This is a genomic window from Streptomyces sp. NPDC048637 (genome assembly GCF_040650675.1).
Lineage (GTDB): Bacteria > Actinomycetota > Actinomycetes > Streptomycetales > Streptomycetaceae > Streptomyces.
Map to the genome: position 1 here is coordinate 13,508 of NZ_JBEZHQ010000037.1, position 17,030 is coordinate 30,537.

Genomic DNA, 17,030 nt, shown 5'->3' on the forward strand with positions numbered 1-17,030 from the left:
CGGGTAGGTGCTCAGCGGCCCCGTACCCCGGCTACGGAGGCGCCCGCCGCGCTCAGCGGCCGTCCCCCGGTGCCAGGTCCGGGTGCTGCAGTGCCAGGCCGTCCACCAGTGCCCGCAGGCCGGTTTCGAAGGCGCCCTCGTCCACCTGGCGTTGGTGCTCCGCCAGCAGATGTGCCTGGCCCAGGTGGGGGTAGTCGGCGGGGTCGTAGGCGCCCGGGTCGTCGACGAAGCCGCGGGCGAAGGAGCCCAGCGCGGAGCCGGCCACGAAGTAGCGGACCATGGCGCAGACCCTGGTGGCCTGGGCGGGCGGCCAGCCCGCCTCGACCATCCCGCCGAACGCCGCGTCAGCCATCTTCAGGCCGGCCGGGCGGCGGCCGGGGCCCTGGGCGAGGAACGGCACGATGTGCGGATGTGCGGCGAGCGCCGCGCGGTAGGAGCGGGCCCAGTCGAGCAGGCCGGCACGCCAGTCCGTACCGGTCTCGAAGGCCGACACATCGACCTTGGCGATGACCGTGTCGGCCACCGCGTCGAGGATCTCGTCCTTGGTCGTGAAGTGGTTGTAGAGCGACGGCCCGCTGACGCCCAGCTCCGCCGCCAGACGCCGGGTGGAGAGCGCCGGCAGCCCCTCGGAGTCGATGAGCGCCAGCGCCGTGGAGACGATGCGCTCGCGGCTCAGAAGGGGCTTGCGGGGTCGGGCCATGACGCACATAGTAGAGGCTTCGCGCCAAAAACTAGCAGTGCTAATTAACTGTTCTCGTTCAACGTTCTCGTCCACAAGGGGCCCGAGATGAACCTGGAGCTCAGCGCGGAGCAGACCGCGGTACGGCAGCTCGCCAAGGACTTCGCCGACCGCGAGATCACCCCGTACGCCACCGCCTGGGACCGCGCGGAACAGGTCGACCGCGGCATCGTGAAGAAGCTCGGCGACCTCGGCTTCCTCGGGCTCACCGTCCCCGAGGAGTACGGCGGCTCCGGCGGCGACCACCTCTCCTACGTCCTGGTCACCGAGGAGCTGGGCCGCGGGGACTCCTCGGTGCGCGGGATCGTCTCGGTCTCTCTGGGGCTGGTGGCCAAGACCGTCGCCGCGTGGGGCGACGAGGAGCAGAAGCGGGCATGGCTGCCGCGGCTGACCTCCGGCGAGGCGGTCGGCTGCTTCGGTCTGACGGAGCCGGGCACCGGATCCGACGCCGCGAACCTCGCCACCCGGGCGGTCCGTGACGGAGACACCTACGTCCTCGACGGCGCCAAGATGTTCATCACCAACGGGACCTGGGCCGATGTCGTGCTGCTCTTCGCCCGCACCGGCGGTGCCCCCGGACACCAGGGCATCAGTGCCTTCCTCGTACCGGCCGACAGCCCTGGTCTGGAGCGCCGCGAGATCCACGGGAAGCTGGGACTGCGCGGCCAGGCCACCGCGGCGCTGGTGCTGGACGGCGTGCGGGTCCCGGCCAGCGCGATGCTGGGCCCGGAGGGCAAGGGGTTCTCGGTCGCGATGTCCGCACTGGCCAAGGGCCGGATGTCGGTCGCGGCCGGCAGTGTGGGCATCGCCCAGGCCGCCCTGGACGCCGCGCTCGGCTATGCGGGCGAGCGCGAGCAGTTCGGCAAGCCCCTCGCCCGGCACCAGCTGGTGCAGGAGCTGATCAGCGATATCGCCGTGGACGTGGCTGCCGCACGGCTGCTGACCTGGCGGGTCGCCGATCTGATCGACCGCGGCGAGCCGTTCGCCACCGCGGCGTCCCAGGCCAAGCTCTTCGCCTCCGAGGCCGCGGTGCGCGCCGCCAACAATGCCCTCCAGGTCTTCGGCGGCTATGGCTATATCGACGAGTATCCGGTCGGCAAGCTGCTGCGGGACGCGCGGGTGATGACCCTGTACGAGGGCACCAGCCAGATACAGAAGCTGGTCATCGGGCGGGCGCTGACGGGGGTTTCCGCCTTCTGACCCGCCCGTCCGGACGTCCGGCCCGCAGGTCCGCGGGTGCCGCCCGCACCCCACCGGGCCCTAAGCGCTTGCTCAGCGGCGCGATATGGTGTTCGATCCGTCAGAGGAGGGTCCCTGGCGGGTCGAGGAGCGGGGTGCGCGATGGGTGCGGCGGCTGAGCGGGCCAACGAGGAGAACGAGGAATGGGCCGGGGTGACCCCGGACGCCGCGCGACGGCTGGTCGGCGCCGCCGTCGAGGCCTTCGCCGAACGCGGCTACCACGCCACCACCACCCGTGACATCGCCGGCCGGGCCGGTATGAGCCCGGCCGCCCTCTACATCCACTACAAGACCAAGGAAGAGCTGCTCTACCGCATCAGCGGCATCGGCCACGAAAAGGCGCTGCGCATCATGGACGCCGCCGCCGAGGCCGAGGGCAGCGCCACCGAGCGGCTCCGCGACGCCGTCCGCACCTTCGCCCGCTGGCACGCGGAGCACCACACGACCGCCCGGGTCATCCAGTACGAACTCCAGGCGCTGAGCCCCGAGCACTACACCGAGATCACCGGGCTGCGCCGCCGCACCGACCGGTTGCTGCGGCAGATCATCCAGGACGGCGCGGACAGCGGGGAGTTCCGGGCCGACGATGTACCGGGCACCACCCTCGCGGTGCTGTCGCTGTGTGTGGACGTCGCCCGCTGGTTCACCTCGGACGGCCCGCGCACACCCGACGAGGTCGGCACCCTCTACGCCGATCTCGTCCTGCGCATGGTGGGTGCGCCGGTCGCCTGAAGCGTGGGGCAGAAGCCTGGGATCAGGCAGGTGGGGTGGTGCGGCGGGGGCGGTGGGGGCTGCCGTTGAGCACGACACCCCGGTGACCCGCCATCCCAAGGCCGGCCTCGGCTTCTGCTTGTTGCCCGCCTTGCGCGATATCGCCTTGCTCATCCGGGCACCCTATTGCCGGCACGGCACGGCACGGCACGGCACGGCACGGTACGTTACGGCTCGTCGCCGTGGCCGGCGCGCTGTCGGACACCCTCGCGGCGGGCGGCCCCCGCCGCGTCAGGCCCCGCCCCGCGCCCCCGGCCCGGCGCCCCGCCTACAGATAGAAGCGGCTGACCGTCTCCGCGACGCAGACCGGCTTGTCGCCGCCCTCGCGTTCGATCGTCACGACCGTGGCGAGCTGGACGCCGCCGGTCACCTCGGTCACCTCCGCGATCCTGGCCGTGGCGCGCAGCCGTGAGCCGACCGGCACGGTGGCGGGGAAGCGCACCTTGTTGGTGCCGTAGTTGATGCCCATCTTCACGTTGTCGACCCGCATCAGCTGCGGGACGAGGGCGGGCAGCAGCGACAGCGTCAGATAGCCGTGCGCGATGGTGGTGCCGAACGGGCCGGCCGCGGCCTTCTCCTGGTCCACATGGATCCACTGGTGATCGCCGGTGGCCTCCGCGAACAGATCGATCCGCTTCTGGTCGACCTCCAGCCAGTCGCTGGTGCCCAGCTCCTCGCCGACCGCGGCCCGCAGTTCGTCGAGCGATCCAAACACTCGGGGCTCTGCCATCTTCTGTCTGCCTCCTCGGGATCCGTCCGCCGTTGGCGCGCATCGGCCGACGCTTACTAAGCGCTTGCTCAGAATGCGGAGTGCGGGCACCCGCTGTCAATGGCCGGACGGGCGGAGGAGGGAGCCGACGCGGAGCGGTGGGGGTCTCCGCTGCTCGAACGAAGCCGAGAGCTTGGGGAAGAGTGACGGCAACGCGGCGAGCTGCGTGCCGGACCCCGCGAGCCCGCCATGATCCGAACGAGAGGCCCTAGGGTTGAAGCGTGCCCCAGCTTCCGTACAAGGTTCATGAACTCTCCGTCGGCCAGCTCTCCGCGCGCAGCGGTGCCGCGGTGTCCGCGCTGCACTTCTACGAGTCCAAGGGACTGATCAGCAGCACCCGGACGGCGGGCAACCAGCGCCGCTACAGCCGTGACGCACTGCGCCGGGTCGCGTTCGTCCGGGCGGCGCAGCGGGTCGGCATCCCGCTCGCGGTGATCCGCGACGCACTGGCGGAGCTGCCCGACGAGCGCACCCCCAACCGCGCCGACTGGGCCCGGCTCTCCGAGGTCTGGCGCTCCGAGCTGGACGAGCGGATCAGTCAACTCGTCGAACTGCGCGACCGGTTGACCGACTGCATCGGCTGCGGCTGCCTCTCGCTGGAGAAGTGCGCGCTGTCCAATCCGTACGACAACCTCGGCGAGCAGGGGCCCGGCGCGCGGCGGCTGCGGGTCGACCGGAGCGTCAAGGACCCGGCGGGGGCGCAGCGGCGCTCCGGTGGCGATCAGCGGCCCGGCCCGGCGCTCGGGGACGAGCAGGACGGGCCGGACGGGCAGGGCTGCTGCACGGACGAGTGCTGAGCGCGGGCGCGCTCGCCCCGGGGTGGGACGAGCGCGCGGACTCCGGCGTCCGTCACCACATGGACGGGGTGCGTCCCGCCCACGGGCGGGCCTGTTCCAGCTGCGCCGACAGCGCGATCAGGGTGGCCTCGTCGCCGTACCGGCCGGCCAGCATCACACCGATCGGCAGGCCCGCGGCGTTCCACTGCAGCGGGACGTTCACCGCGGGCTGACCGGTGGCGTTGTAGAGCGCGGTGAACGGGGTGAACGCGCCGATGGCGGCGAACTCGGCCTGGGGGTCGGCGTCATTGCGCAGCGCGCCGACCTCGGCGGGCGGGGCGGCCAGGGTCGGCGAGAGAATCACGTCATAGCCGCCCGGCGGCATCAGACCGTCGGCCAGGGACTGGGCGAGCATCCGGAACGCGTACAGCGAGCGCGTGAAGTCCGTACCGGAGACCTCGGCGCCGCGGTCGCGCAGATAGCGGGTGAGCGGCATCAGCAGCTCCTCGCCCTCCGGCGGTACGGGGCGGCTCGCGGCCAGCACCGACCAGACGCGGGTGAAGGCGAGCAGGATGCTGTCGTCGGAGGGCAGCGACAGCTCCTCGACCTCATGGCCGAGTCCGGTCAGCAGGGCGGCGGTGTCGGTGGTGGCGGTACGGCAGTCGGGGTGGACCTCGATGCCGGGGACGGGCGCCTCGGTGAGGCAGGCGATCCGCAGCCGTCCCGGGTCGCGGCGGGCGTGGGCGGCGAAGGTCTCCCCGGGCGGCAGCGACGGCGCCGCGAACGGGTCGCCGGGCATCGCCCCCGCCAGGACGTCCAGCAGGGTGGCCGCATCGGCGACCGTACGGGCCAGCGGGCCCGAGGTGGCCAGGCCCGAGATGTCGTGCAGCAGCGGGCCGCCGCTGATCCGGCCGCGGCTGGGCTTGATGCCGAAGAGCCCGCAGACCGAGGCCGGTATCCGGATCGAGCCGCCGCCGTCGCTGGCGTGCGCGATGGGTGCCAGGCCGGCCGCCACGGCCGCGGCGGCCCCACCGCTGGAGCCGCCCGCCGAGCGCGCCAGGTCCCACGGGGTGCGGGCGGGCGGCGCGAGGCCGTTCTCGGTGTAGCAGGGCAGCCCGAATTCGGGGGTGTTGGTCTTGCCGAGCAGAATCGTGCCGCCCGCCCGCAGCTTGGTGACCACATGGTCGTCGACGGTCGGCACCTGCCCGGCCAGTGCCCGGGAACCCATCGTGCAGCGCACGCCCGCGACCTGGTTGAGGTCCTTCACCGGGACGGGGACGCCGTGCAGCGGCGGGAGTTCACGGCCCTCGCGGCGTGCCGCGGCGGCCTCGCTCTCCGCGTCCGAGGCCTGTTTGCGGGCGATGTCGGGGGTACGGGTGAGGAAGGCGCCGAGTGTGTCGTCGAGCCGCTCGATCCGCGCGAGACAGTGCTCGGTGAGTTCCACGGGGGAGAGTTCCCCGGACCGGATTCCCCGGGCCTGTTCGAGCGCGGTCAGATCGTGCAGTTCGGCCATGGACGTCCACCCTCTCCTAAGGGCGCCCGCGCGGCCCTGGTGCCGTACGGGCAGGAGGGCCGACGTCCGCCGGGCGCGATGCCGGTGGGGGTGGTCAGCCCGTGAACAGTTGTTTCAGCTTGAGGGACAGTTCGTAAAGGCCCCGGCCGGTGGCCGCGCCGAGGGCGGCGACCAGGAAGCCGGCGGAGAAGCAGACCGCAGAGACGCACATCGCCCAGCGCGGGCCGTTGCGTTCGACGAGCGTGCCCCCGAACGCGGCGGACAGCCCCAGCATCACGATGGCCAGCTGGAAGGGGAGCGCGGAGGCCGTCCCGGACAGGTGGAGGGAGGACTCCAGGGAGGTTTGAACACGCTCCAGGCGTAGGCCTGTCCGATGGCGAGGTGGAGGGACAGGGCGGCGGGCGGGACGAGCCAGCGGCTCCATCCCGGCGGGGCGACGCTGCGGGAGCGGGCGAGCGCGGGCATGTGGCGGAACGTACCCGGGAGTGCCCGGTCCGGGAAGACCGCCGACCAAAGCCGTTGCAGCGGCCATCAGTTGGGTGGGGAGGGACGTCGCCGCCTGCCGCGCGGGCGTCGGTGAGCGCGTCCGGTTGACCTCCGGACCCCGCGGAATCAGCCGCCGTCCGGGCCTCGTTGCGACGGACCGGGCGCATGTCCCGGTGAGGGCAGCGGGGTCCGGCAGTGCCCGGGACCCGGGCGCCCCCGGCATGCGGAGGCGCCCGGTCGCCGTTCGGTGCCGGTCAGGCCGCCGCGAACGCCCCCGCCCCGTGGACCCGGCCCGCGGCGGTCAGCGCCTCAGGGGCCAGCACGGACACCGGGGCCAGCACCCCGCACTGCAGGCAGGCCGGGCCGGTCGCCGGGGAGGTGGCGGACTCCGGGAGCCAGGCGAAGCGGGTGCCGCCGCACACCGGGCAGTCGCGGCGTGGCCGCCCCGCCTCCATCGCTGCGATCATGCGGCGCAGTACCACCGAGAGACGGGCCGCGGGGTGCCGTTGCGGTGACTCGCACGGCACGATGTCGCAGCCGCCCCAGGTCCGCCGGTGCCACTCGTCGAGGGCGCCGGGCTGCCGGATGCCGTCGTGCTTCTCCTTGCGGCGCCGGGCGGCGAACTCCTCCTCGTACGCGAGCCAGAGAGTACGGGCCTCTTCCAGCTCGGCGAGCGCGGCCACCAGCCGCTCCGGATCGGGATCGCGGTCCTGGGTCGCGATACCGGCCCGGGTGCACAGATGGTGCCAGGTCGCCCGGTGCCCGTAAGGGGCGAAGCGTTCAAGGCACTTGCGCAGGGCGGTGCGTCGCTGCGTCGCGACGAGTCGTGGATTGCGGACCTGTTCTGCGAGGGCTCTGAAACCGGCCATTTCATCCCACCTCCGTGGGGAGGACCCGACTGGACGGTGATGGGACGTAGCCGATCACCACCTGGATCCATCGAACTTTCGTGCGGTTTTGTTGGCGATGTTCCGAGGCGTCATGGCGGCGTCTGCCCAATCTCCGCCGGGAAGAACAAAAGTTGACTGTTGTTCATCTTCCGGCCGGGGATAACCGCCGGTAACGTCCCGCCCACCCTCCCTCCCCCAAGCCCTTGACGAGCAAGGGGGTACCCCCACCGAGGAGCAGGAATGCGACGACGTACCGGAAGGCTCAGGACTGCTGCCGCGGCAGCCCTGTTCGCCTTGGGTGCCACGCTCTTGGCACCGCCCCCGACCATGGCGGCGGCCGCCGCACCGTCCCCCACTCTCGACTTCGCTCGAGCGGGAGGTGCCCCCATCGCGAACGACTACTGCCAGGGCCAGTGCGGCGACATCCTGCCGCCCGGTGCCACCGGCAACGCCACCCTGATGGAGATCCTCGGCAACAAGCTCTTCGGCACCCACCCCGAGCACTCCACCGACCAGCTCGCCCCGTACGGCGCGCTGGCGAGCGGCTATCAGTCGCTCACCGACGACACCCTCGGCACGTTCTTCAACGACGCCTCCTTCGGCGTTCCCGCCGACCAGGTGGGCAAGGTCACCACGCCCCGCGACGATGTGACCATCACCCGTGACAAGAAGACCGGCGTCCCGCACATCAAGGGCACCACCCGCTACGGCACCGAATACGGCGCCGGCTACGCCGCGGGCCAGGACCGGCTCTGGCTCATGGACCTCTTCCGCCACATCGGCCGCGGCGAACTGACCTCCTTCGCCGGCGGCGCCCTCGCCAACCAGGGCCTGGAGCAGCAGTTCTGGCCGCAGGCGCCGTACACCGAGGAGGATCTGCAACAGCAGGTCGACTACATCAAGGACCACAACGGCGAGCGCGGCGAACTGGCCATGAAGGACGCCCAGGCCTATGTCGACGGGATCAACGCCTACCGCGAACAGTCCAAGAACGGCCGCTACTTCCCCGGTGAGTACGTGCTCACCGGCCATGTCGACGCCGTCACCAACGCCGGTGAGATCCAGCCCTTCAAGCTCACCGACCTGATAGCCCTGGCCTCCGTCGTCGGCGGTCTCTTCGGCAACGGTGGTGGCGGCGAGGTCCCCTCGGCACTGGCGCTGCTCTCCGCCCAGCAGAAGTACGGCGTCGAGAAGGGCACCCAGGTCTGGGAGTCCTTCCGGGAGCGCAACGACCCCGAGGCCGCCAAGACCCTGCACGACGGCAGCAGCTTCCCGTACGCCGTCAAGCCGGCCAAGGCCAAGGGCACGGCGCTGCCGGACCGCGGCTCGGTCACCCCCGAGCCCCTGGTGTTCGACCGCACCGGCGCGGCCACCGCCAAGGGCGGGACGCCGCCCCGGGACCCGGTCAAGGCCCCCAAGAAGTACAAGAAGCTGGAGGGGCTCTTCAAGGACGGGGTGCTGCCCGAGGGGAGCTTCGATCCCACTCAGCACCGCGGGATGTCCAACGCCCTGCTGGTGTCCGGCAAGCACTCCGCGAGCGGCCACCCGGTCGCCGTCTTCGGCCCGCAGACCGGCTACTTCGCGCCCCAGCTGCTGATGCTCCAGGAGATCCAGGGGCCCGGTATCAGCGCCCGCGGCGCCTCCTTCGCGGGCGTCGGGATGTACGTCCAGCTGGGCCGCGGCCAGGACTACTCCTGGAGCGCCACCTCCGCCGGCCAGGACATCACCGACACCTTCGCGGCCGAGCTGTGCAACGCGGACGGCTCCGCGCCCACCAAGGACTCCACCTCCTACCGCTACCGCGGCGCGTGCGTCCCCATGGAGAAGATGGAGCGCACCAACTCCTGGAAGCCCACCATCGCCGACCCGACGGCGGCCGGCTCCTACCGGATGCAGGTCTTCCGGACCAAGTACGGCGTCGTCACCCACCGCGCGACCCTCGACGGCAAGCCCGTCGCCTACACCGCGCAGCGCTCCACCTACCGCCACGAGGCCGACTCGATCATCGGCTTCCAGATGTTCAATGACCCGTCCTACGTGCGGGACGCCAAGAGCTTCCAGAAGGCCGCCGAGCACATCGGCTACGCCTTCAACTGGTTCTACGCCGACTCCCGCGACATCGCGTACTACAACAGCGGCCTCAACCCCGTGCGCAACCCCGAGGTCGATCCGGCACTGCCCGTCAGGGCGGACGACGCCTACGAGTGGAAGGGCCACGATCCGGCGGCCAACACCGCCGAGTACACCCCGCCCGCCCAGCACCCGCAGTCCGTCAACCAGGACTACTACATCTCCTGGAACAACAAGCAGGCCAAGGACTACGACTCGGCGGGCTACGGCAACGGCTCGGTGCACCGCGGCAATCTGCTGGACGACCGGGTGCGCGCGCTGACGAAGGACGGCGGGGTGACCCGGGCGTCGCTGACCCGCGCCATGTCCGAGGCCGCCGTCACCGATCTGCGCGGTGAGGACGTGCTGCCCGAACTCCTGCGGGTCCTCAACAGCAAGCCCGTCACCGACCCGAAGCTGAAGACCGCCGTTCAGCAGCTGGAGGCCTGGCGCAAGGACGGCGCCCAGCGCCGGGAGACCGCCGCGGGCTCGCACACCTACACCCACCCCGACGCGGTACGCCTCATGGACGCCTGGTGGCCGCTGATGACGGAGGCCGTCTTCAAGCCGGGCCTCGGCGGCGACCTCTACGACGCACTGCGCGCCAACCTCGGCATCGACGAATCACCGTCGGCCGGCCACGGCCCGACCGGGGCGCACGCCGGATCGGCGTTCCAGTACGGCTGGTGGAGCTACGCGGACAAGGATCTGCGGGCGGCACTCGGCGACAAGGTGGCGGGCCCGCTCGCCACGCAGTACTGCGGCAACGGTGACCTGTCCGCCTGCCGCGACACTCTGCTCGCCACGCTCCAGCAGGCGACCGGGAAGACGGCCGAGCAGGTCTACCCCGGTGATGACAGCTGCAAGGCCGGCGACCAGTGGTGCGCGGACGCGATCATCCACCGCACGGTGGGCGGTCTGACCCACGCCACCATCAGCTGGCAGAACCGGCCGACCTATCAGCAGGTCGTGGAGTTCCCGGCCCACCGGTAGACGGAGGACGGCACAGCAAGGCCCCGGGGCGGGTGGCCCCGGGGCCTTCGTGCGCGCACGCCGGGTGCCCCGGCGCTGCAACTCCCGTGTCCCGGCTGCCTTCGGGGCGGGTTTCTCCTGGGGGTATGCTGCAGGGTTCTGAACTCCAGGGGATGGGAAAGCGAGGCATGGCCTTGTCAGGTCCGCAGCACTACCCGACAGAGCTGCTGGATACCACCATGGACCAGCTGCGCACGCTGATCGTCGTCCACGAGGCGGGTACCGCGCTGGCCGCCGCGCGCCGGCTGGGCCGTGAGCAGTCCAGCGTGCAGAAGCAACTGGACACCATGAACCGCACCTTCGCCGCGCTGTGCGGGGAGGAGCTGGTGCTCAAGCAGGGGCGGGGGAGGGACGCCCTGTTCACCGCGACCGGGGAGGCGCTGGTCGGCCTGGCGCGGCGCACTCTGGGGGAGTGGACGGACGGGGTGCACGACGCCCGCCGCCGGCTCGGCCGGACGCTCTCCGTCGGCACCACCCGCTATACGCTCGGTTTTCTGCTGGATGCGGTGGAACGGGTCACCGAGGACTATGAGCGCGACGATGTCGATCTGAAGGTCACCCATGTCCGCACCGGCGACCTCTTCGCCAAATTGCGCGCCAAGGAACTCGACCTGGTCTGCGGCAGTGTTGTGGTCACCGAGAGCGATGAAGCGGAGCTGCTGGCTCCGTACGAGGTCATGGAGTGGCGGCGCAGCGGGCTCTCCCTGCTGACGAACCTGCCGCCGGAGCGGCTCCCCGGCACCTCGTTCGGCGCCCGGGACCTGCCCCGGCTGCCGCTGGTCGTCTCGGCACGCGGTCTGATCGGCCGTTTCCTGACCGCCTGGTACGGCCCCGACTACCGGCAGAAGCTCTCCATCGCGGCCGAGATCGAGGCCGCGCACTATGGCTTCGAGCTGCTGCGGTCCGGGGTGGTGAGCGGGGCGATGCTGGTCACCCGGGGCATCGGCGAGGCGGCCGCGGACGGCCGCCTCCCGGAGGCCGGCGGGCTGCGCACCCTGGAACTCGTCGGAGAGGTGGGCCCCAGGACCGAGGTACTGGTCGGCGTCTTCACCCGCCGCGGCGAGCGGGACTCCTACGCCCCCGGCCATCCCCTCAACCTCCTGTGGGACGCGCTGTCCCGGGAGAGCGGGCGGTGGTGGCTGAGTTCGTGAGCGCCGGGGCCGTCGGGACCTCAGACGAGGTCCCGCTCCCGGGTCTCCGGCAGGGCCCGTACGCACAGCAGCGAGACGACGGCCATCGCGCTGACGTACCAGCCCACCGACGCCGAGCCGTACGCCGACTGGAGCCGGGTGGCGACCAGCGGGGCCACCGCGCCGCCCAGGACGCCGCCCAGGTTGTAGGCCAGTGAGGCGCCCGAGTACCGCACCCGCGCGCTGAACAGCTCCGGCAGATAGGCGCCCATCGGGCCGTACACCACACCCATGCAGAACAGCGCACCGCCGATGCCGAGGGCGATCAGCGCCGGCTGCCCGGTGTCCAGCAGCGGGAAGAGCACCAGGCCCCACACCGCCGCGAGGACGGTCCCGGCAAGGACCAGCTTGCGGCGGCCGGCGCCGTCGGAGCGGGTGGCGGCGAGCCAGGTGCCGGCCGCCAGGAAGAGGCAGGCGACGAGGGAGAGCCCCAGCATGGTGTTGCGGGAGATGCCGAGGGTGCCGGTGGCGTAGGAGAGGCAGTAGGTCGTCGCGGTGTAGAAGAGGCCGTACGCGACGATCATCCCGCCCGCGCCCAGCAGCAGTTCGCGCGGATGCCGGCGCACGACCTCGACGGTGGGGACCTTGCTCGCCTCCTGGGCGTCCAGCACCTTGGTGAAGACCGGCGTCTCACTGATCTTCAGCCGAACGAACAGCCCGACGCCGACCAGCAGGAACGACAGCAGGAACGGCACCCGCCAGCCCCACGAGCGGAACGCCGCGTCGTCGAGCGCGGACGAAAGCAGCCAGAACACCCCGGTCGCCGCGAAGAACCCGACGGACGGGCCCAGTTGCGGGAACGCCGCATACAGCCCGCGGCGTTTGCGCGGCGCATGCTCGACCGCGAGCAGCGCCGCCCCGCCCCACTCCCCGCCCAGCCCGATGCCCTGCAGGAAGCGCAGCGCGATCAGCAGCAGCGGCGCCCAGATGCCCAGCGTGCCGTATCCCGGGAGCAGTCCGACGCAGGCCGTCGACAGCCCCATCAGCAGCAGCGACGCGACCAGGACGGACTTACGGCCCACCCGGTCGCCGAAGTGGCCGAAAATCACCGAGCCGAGCGGCCGCGCGGCGAACGCCACCGCATAGGTGGAGAAGGATGCGAGGGTGGCGTTGACCGGGTCGAGCGTCGGGAAGAACGCCTGGTTGAGGACGAGCGCGGCGGCCGTCCCGTAGATGTAGAAGTCGTAGAACTCGATGGCCGTCCCGATGAAGGAGGCCACCGCCACCCGGCGCAGGCTCTCGCCGCCGGTGGCTCCCCCGTCCGTCTTCGCCGGAGAATCTGCCGATGTCCGTGCTGCTGTCGCGTCGCTGCTCACCAGCGCACTTTCCGGCTCGGCGGCGGGGCCGGTCAAGAGGCGGCATGGCCTGTTTCGGCTCCTGAGACCGGGACAGGCCCGGGCCAGGGCCGGCCCAACGCCCTTACGGGTACCGCAGATACCGCCGACGTACCGCACGGAAGCGCTTCAGGCCCTTCTGCCAGGCCGCCACGATCTCGTCCGGTCCGGCGCCCGCGTCGATCATCGTCCGTACCGTCGACGAGCCGGTCAGGCGGTCGATGCCGTGGTCCGGGCGCCAGGTGAAGCCGGGCCAGACCCGTTTCGCGGTCACCAGGAGGCCGATGCCGGTGCGTACCGGGTCGAAGGCCGCGCGGTCATGGAGGTGCAGTTGGACGCCGCCGATCGTTTTGCCCTGGAACTTGGAGAAGGTGGGGGCGAAGTAGGCCTCCCTGAAGTGCACGCCGGGCAGGCCCAGTCCGGTGGCCGCCGCGGCCCAGCGCCGGTCGATGCCGTCGGCGCCCAGCAGCTCGAAGGGGCGGGTGGTGCCGCGCCCCTCGGAGAGGTTGGTGCCCTCGAACAGGCAGGTGCCCGAGTAGACGAGGGCGGTGTCGGGGGTGGGCATGTTGGGGCTCGGGGGGACCCAGGGCAGCCGGGTCGTGTCGTAGAAGTCGGCGCGTCGCCAGCCGGTCATCCGGACCGTCTCCAGCTCCACCGGGCGCCCGGCGGCCTGCGGGACGAACTCGCCGTTGAACAGCAGCGCCAGCTCCGCCACGGTCATCCCGTGCGCCTGCGCGATCGGCTCCCGGCCGACGAACGAGGCGTACGCCTTGTCGAGCACCGGGCCGGTGGCCGAGCGGCCGGTGACCGGGTTCGGCCGGTCGAGGACCACGAAGCGCTTGCCGGCCAGGACCGCCGCCACCATGCAGTCGTACAGCGTCCAGATGTAGGTGTAGAAGCGGGCGCCGACGTCCTGGATGTCGAAGACGACGGTGTCCACACCGGAGGCGGTGAAGATGTCGGCGAGTGCCTTACCGCTCTTGTTGTAGGTGTCGTAGACGGGCAGTCCGGTGGCCGGATCGTCGTAACGGCCCTCGGAGCCGCCTGCCTGTGCGGTGCCCCGGAAGCCGTGCTCGGGGCCGAAGACGGCGGTCAGCCGCACCCGGTCGTCGGCGTGCATCACATCCACGATGTGCCGCAACTCCTGGGTGACGCCGGTGGGGTTGGTGACGATGCCGACCCGCCGGCCGTCCAGGAGGCGGTAGCCGTCGGCGGCCAGCCGGTCGAAGCCGGTGTGCACCCGCCGCCCGCCGCCGTGCACCGGCTGCGCGGCACGGGCGGGTCCGGCCCCCGCGGCCAGGGCCGCACCGGCCGCTCCGGTCGCCGCCAGCCGCCCGAGCAGTACGCGTCTCGACAGAGCCATCCGCACACCTCCGTGATCAGGAATCAACCGGGTCCGTGTCGTGCGCACGCTAGGGCCTTGTCCGATGGGTCGGCGTGGGCCCGCCGGCCCACCCATCGGACAGACCCTAGTCCGGCCCGGAGGATCCCGGAACAGGACGGGCCGAGGCGGAAAGGACTCTTCCGCCGGGACATACCGACTGGTTAGTCTGCCGTCAGCCGAACCGACGCGACCGAGGGAGATCCAGCGTGGCAGCCGTACGGGACAAGGCCGTTGTCGTGACCGGGGCGGGCGGAGGGATCGGCGCGGCGCTGGCCCGCCGGTTCGCCGCCGAGGGTGCCCGGGTCGTGGTCAACGATCTGGACGAGGCCAAGGCGCGGAAGACCGCCGACGAGATCGGGGCGGTCGCGGTCGCCGGTGACGCCTCCCACATCGTCCCGGCGGCCCGCGAGGCGCTCGGCGGCGGCGGTATCGACATCTTCTGCGCCAACGCCGGGGTCGGCACCGGCGGCGGGCCCGAGGCGCCCGAGGAGGACTGGGCGCTGGCCTGGGACGTCAATGTCATGGCCCACGTCCGGGCCGCCCGCGAGCTGGTGCCGGAGTGGCTGGCGCGCGGCAGCGGCCGCTTCATCTCCACGGTGTCCGCCGCCGGTCTGCTCACCATGGTCGCCGCGGCCCCGTACAGCGTCACCAAGCACGGTGCGTACGCCTTCGCCGAGTGGCTGTCGCTGACCTACCGGCACCGCGGTATCGACGTCCACGCCATCTGCCCCCAGGGCGTACGCACCGACATGCTGGCCGCCACCGGGACCGCCGGGGACCTCGTGCTCACCCCCACCGCCGTGGAGCCCGAGGAGGTCGCCGAGGCGCTCTTCGCGGCCATGGCGGAGGGCCGCTTCCTGGTCCTGCCGCACCCGGAGGTCGCGGACTACTACACCGCGCGCGCCGCCGAACCCGACCGCTGGCTCGGCGGGATGAACCACCTGCAGCAGAAGCTGGAGCAGGCCGAGGGCCGCTCCTAGACGGGGGCCGGCGGGCCGGCCGGGCCCGGTCCGCCACCCCACCGCACCCCGGGCGTTTCCCCGCAGGGATGATCAGGCGATCAGGAAGAAAGGGCCGCACCTCGATGACCTCCTACCAGGACAAGCCGTGGCTGGCACAGCTCACCGACGCCCAGCGCGCCCCCGTGCAGCCGCCCCCCTCGGTGCTGCACGCCTTCCGGACCGCGGTGGGCCGGGTCCCCGACCGTACGGCGCTCGCCTACTTCGACGGCCGGCTGTCCTACGCCGAGACCGATGCGCTCTCCGACGGCATCGCCGCCCACCTCACCGAGCGCGGCTTCCGGCGCGGTGACCGGGCCGCGGTCATGCTGCAGAACACCCCGCACTTCGTGCTCGCCCTGCTCGGCGTGTGGAAGGCGGGAGGCGTGGTGGTGCCCGTCAACCCCATGTACAAGTCCGCCGAGATGCGGCACATCCTGGACGACGCCGAGGTCACCGCCGTCATCTGCGCCGACCGCACCTGGGACGGCTTTCTGCGCGTCACCGCCGCCGGGGCGCCGTCCGTACGGATCGTGCTCACCGCCCATGAGCGGGATCTGCAGACCCGCGACGACCAGCGGGTGCTGCACGGCGAGCGGCTCGGGCCGCAGCAGGACGCCGACGATCTGCTGGCCGTCGCCCGCACCCCCGGGAAGATACGTGTCGCGCCCGACGACCCGGAGCTCACCGCCGACGACCTTGCACTGATCAGCTACACCTCCGGCACCAGCGGCACCCCCAAGGGCGCCACCAACACCCACGGCAACATCACCTACAACGCCGAACGCCAGCGCACCGGCCTGGGTCTCCCCGAAGGCGCCACCTACTTCGCGCTCGCCCCGCTCTTCCACATCACCGGCATGGTCTGCGAACTGGCGGCCTGTATCGCCAACCTCGGCACCCTCGTGCTCGCCTACCGCTTCGAGGCGGGCGTCGTCCTGGACGCCTTCCTGGAGCACCGCCCCGCCTACACGGTCGGCCCCTCGACCGCCTATATGGCGCTGATGGCCCACCCCGAGGTCACCCGCGACCACTTCGCGTCCTTCCGGACCATGTCCTCCGGCGGCGCGCCGCTGCCGCCCGCCCTCGTCGAGAAGTTCCGTACCGGTTTCGGGCCATATGTCCACAATGGCTACGGCTTGACCGAGTGCACCGCGCCCTGCGCCAGCGTCCCGCCGGGCAGGGAGGCGCCGGTCGACAGGGTCTCCGGCACGCTCGCGGTCGGTGTCCCCGGCCCCGACACCGTCGTCCGGATCATCGGCGAGGACGGCCGGGATCTGCCGTTCGGTGAGCAGGGCGAGATCGCGGTCCGCGGCCCCCAGGTCGTCCCCGGCTACTGGCGGCGCCCCGACGCCACCGCCGAGGGCCTCCCGGACGGCGAGCTGCGGACCGGCGACATCGGCTTCATGGACACCGACGGCTGGCTCTATGTCGTCGACCGGAAGAAGGACATGATCAACGCCTCCGGCTTCAAGGTGTGGCCCCGCGAGGTCGAGGACGTCCTCTACAGCCACCCGGCGGTGCGCGAGGCGGCGGTGGTCGGTGTGCCCGACGCCTACCGCGGTGAGTCGGTGAAGGCCTATGTCAGCCTGCGGCCCGGTACCTCCCCGGAACCCGCCGAGCTGGCCGCCTACTGCAAGGAACGGCTGGCGGCGTACAAATATCCCCGTGCGGTGGAGATCCTGGCCGAGCTTCCGAAGACCACGAGTGGCAAGATCCTCCGACGGGAGCTGCGCCACCGCGCATGACTAGGGTTTGTCCGATGGGTCAGGGTCGGATAGGCCGCGGCGTCTGGTGCGG

13 protein-coding genes and 1 pseudogene are annotated in these 17,030 nt (G+C 71.8%); 7 read left to right on the plus strand and 7 right to left on the minus strand.

Going from position 1 to position 17,030, the window contains the following annotated elements; genetic code table 11:
• Nucleotides 1-52: 52 nt before the first annotated feature.
• On the minus strand, nucleotides 53-700 hold the full coding sequence (locus tag AB0C46_RS32295) for a TetR/AcrR family transcriptional regulator C-terminal domain-containing protein (protein WP_362832199.1): 648 nt from the start codon (nucleotides 698-700) through the stop codon (nucleotides 53-55).
• 87 nt (nucleotides 701-787) lie between these two features.
• Here AB0C46_RS32295 and AB0C46_RS32300 point away from each other — a divergent pair, with 87 nt between their 5' ends.
• Together AB0C46_RS32300 and AB0C46_RS32305 are read left to right on the plus strand one after the other, a co-directional pair.
• A complete protein-coding gene (locus AB0C46_RS32300) occupies nucleotides 788-1,939 on the plus strand; it encodes an acyl-CoA dehydrogenase family protein (protein WP_362832201.1) in 1,152 nt (383 codons plus the stop codon).
• A 141-nt stretch (nucleotides 1,940-2,080) separates the two neighbouring features.
• Entirely contained in the window at nucleotides 2,081-2,710 is a 630-nt protein-coding gene (locus tag AB0C46_RS32305; protein ID WP_362832202.1) for a TetR/AcrR family transcriptional regulator, read from the plus strand.
• Nucleotides 2,711-3,017: 307 nt separating this feature from the next.
• On the opposite strand, the gene AB0C46_RS32310 is transcribed toward AB0C46_RS32305, so the two are convergent.
• Entirely contained in the window at nucleotides 3,018-3,479 is a 462-nt protein-coding gene (locus tag AB0C46_RS32310; RefSeq protein WP_362832203.1) for a MaoC family dehydratase, read from the minus strand.
• Nucleotides 3,480-3,739: 260 nt separating this feature from the next.
• Between AB0C46_RS32310 and soxR the strand changes: the two genes are divergently transcribed.
• Nucleotides 3,740-4,315, plus strand: a complete 576-nt coding sequence (gene soxR, locus AB0C46_RS32315) for a redox-sensitive transcriptional activator SoxR (RefSeq protein ID WP_362832205.1) — start codon at nucleotides 3,740-3,742, stop codon at nucleotides 4,313-4,315.
• A 52-nt stretch (nucleotides 4,316-4,367) separates the two neighbouring features.
• On the opposite strand, the gene AB0C46_RS32320 is transcribed toward soxR, so the two are convergent.
• The 3 genes and pseudogenes from AB0C46_RS32320 to AB0C46_RS32330 form a co-directional block, all read right to left on the minus strand.
• Nucleotides 4,368-5,807, minus strand: a complete 1,440-nt coding sequence (locus tag AB0C46_RS32320; protein ID WP_362832207.1) for an amidase — start codon at nucleotides 5,805-5,807, stop codon at nucleotides 4,368-4,370.
• A 148-nt stretch (nucleotides 5,808-5,955) separates the two neighbouring features.
• A pseudogene (locus AB0C46_RS32325) lies at nucleotides 5,956-6,272 on the minus strand (MFS transporter); the annotation flags it as partial.
• A 275-nt stretch (nucleotides 6,273-6,547) separates the two neighbouring features.
• Complete coding sequence (locus tag AB0C46_RS32330; RefSeq protein ID WP_362832208.1) at nucleotides 6,548-7,162, minus strand: hypothetical protein; 615 nt, start codon at nucleotides 7,160-7,162, stop codon at nucleotides 6,548-6,550.
• Nucleotides 7,163-7,423: 261 nt separating this feature from the next.
• Between AB0C46_RS32330 and AB0C46_RS32335 the strand changes: the two genes are divergently transcribed.
• Nucleotides 7,424-10,285: a penicillin acylase family protein gene (locus tag AB0C46_RS32335; protein WP_362832210.1), complete on the plus strand. Its 2,862-nt coding sequence runs from the start codon at nucleotides 7,424-7,426 to the stop codon at nucleotides 10,283-10,285.
• Between the two features lie 167 nt (nucleotides 10,286-10,452).
• Nucleotides 10,453-11,475, plus strand: coding sequence for a LysR family transcriptional regulator (locus AB0C46_RS32340; RefSeq protein ID WP_362832211.1), 1,023 nt, complete (start codon nucleotides 10,453-10,455; stop codon nucleotides 11,473-11,475).
• Nucleotides 11,476-11,495: 20 nt separating this feature from the next.
• Here AB0C46_RS32340 and AB0C46_RS32345 read toward each other — a convergent pair whose 3' ends face one another.
• Both AB0C46_RS32345 and AB0C46_RS32350 read right to left on the minus strand, forming a co-directional pair.
• On the minus strand, nucleotides 11,496-12,830 hold the full coding sequence (locus tag AB0C46_RS32345) for an MFS transporter (protein ID WP_362832212.1): 1,335 nt from the start codon (nucleotides 12,828-12,830) through the stop codon (nucleotides 11,496-11,498).
• A gap of 103 nt (nucleotides 12,831-12,933) precedes the next feature.
• Nucleotides 12,934-14,211, minus strand: coding sequence for a DUF1343 domain-containing protein (locus AB0C46_RS32350; protein ID WP_362832213.1), 1,278 nt, complete (start codon nucleotides 14,209-14,211; stop codon nucleotides 12,934-12,936).
• Between the two features lie 227 nt (nucleotides 14,212-14,438).
• On the opposite strand from AB0C46_RS32350, the gene AB0C46_RS32355 reads away from it, so the two are divergent.
• Both AB0C46_RS32355 and AB0C46_RS32360 read left to right on the plus strand, forming a co-directional pair.
• Entirely contained in the window at nucleotides 14,439-15,212 is a 774-nt protein-coding gene (locus AB0C46_RS32355) for an SDR family oxidoreductase (protein ID WP_362832214.1), read from the plus strand.
• Nucleotides 15,213-15,316: 104 nt separating this feature from the next.
• A complete protein-coding gene (locus AB0C46_RS32360) occupies nucleotides 15,317-16,978 on the plus strand; it encodes an AMP-binding protein (protein ID WP_362832215.1) in 1,662 nt (553 codons plus the stop codon).
• Nucleotides 16,979-17,030 lie beyond the last annotated feature (52 nt).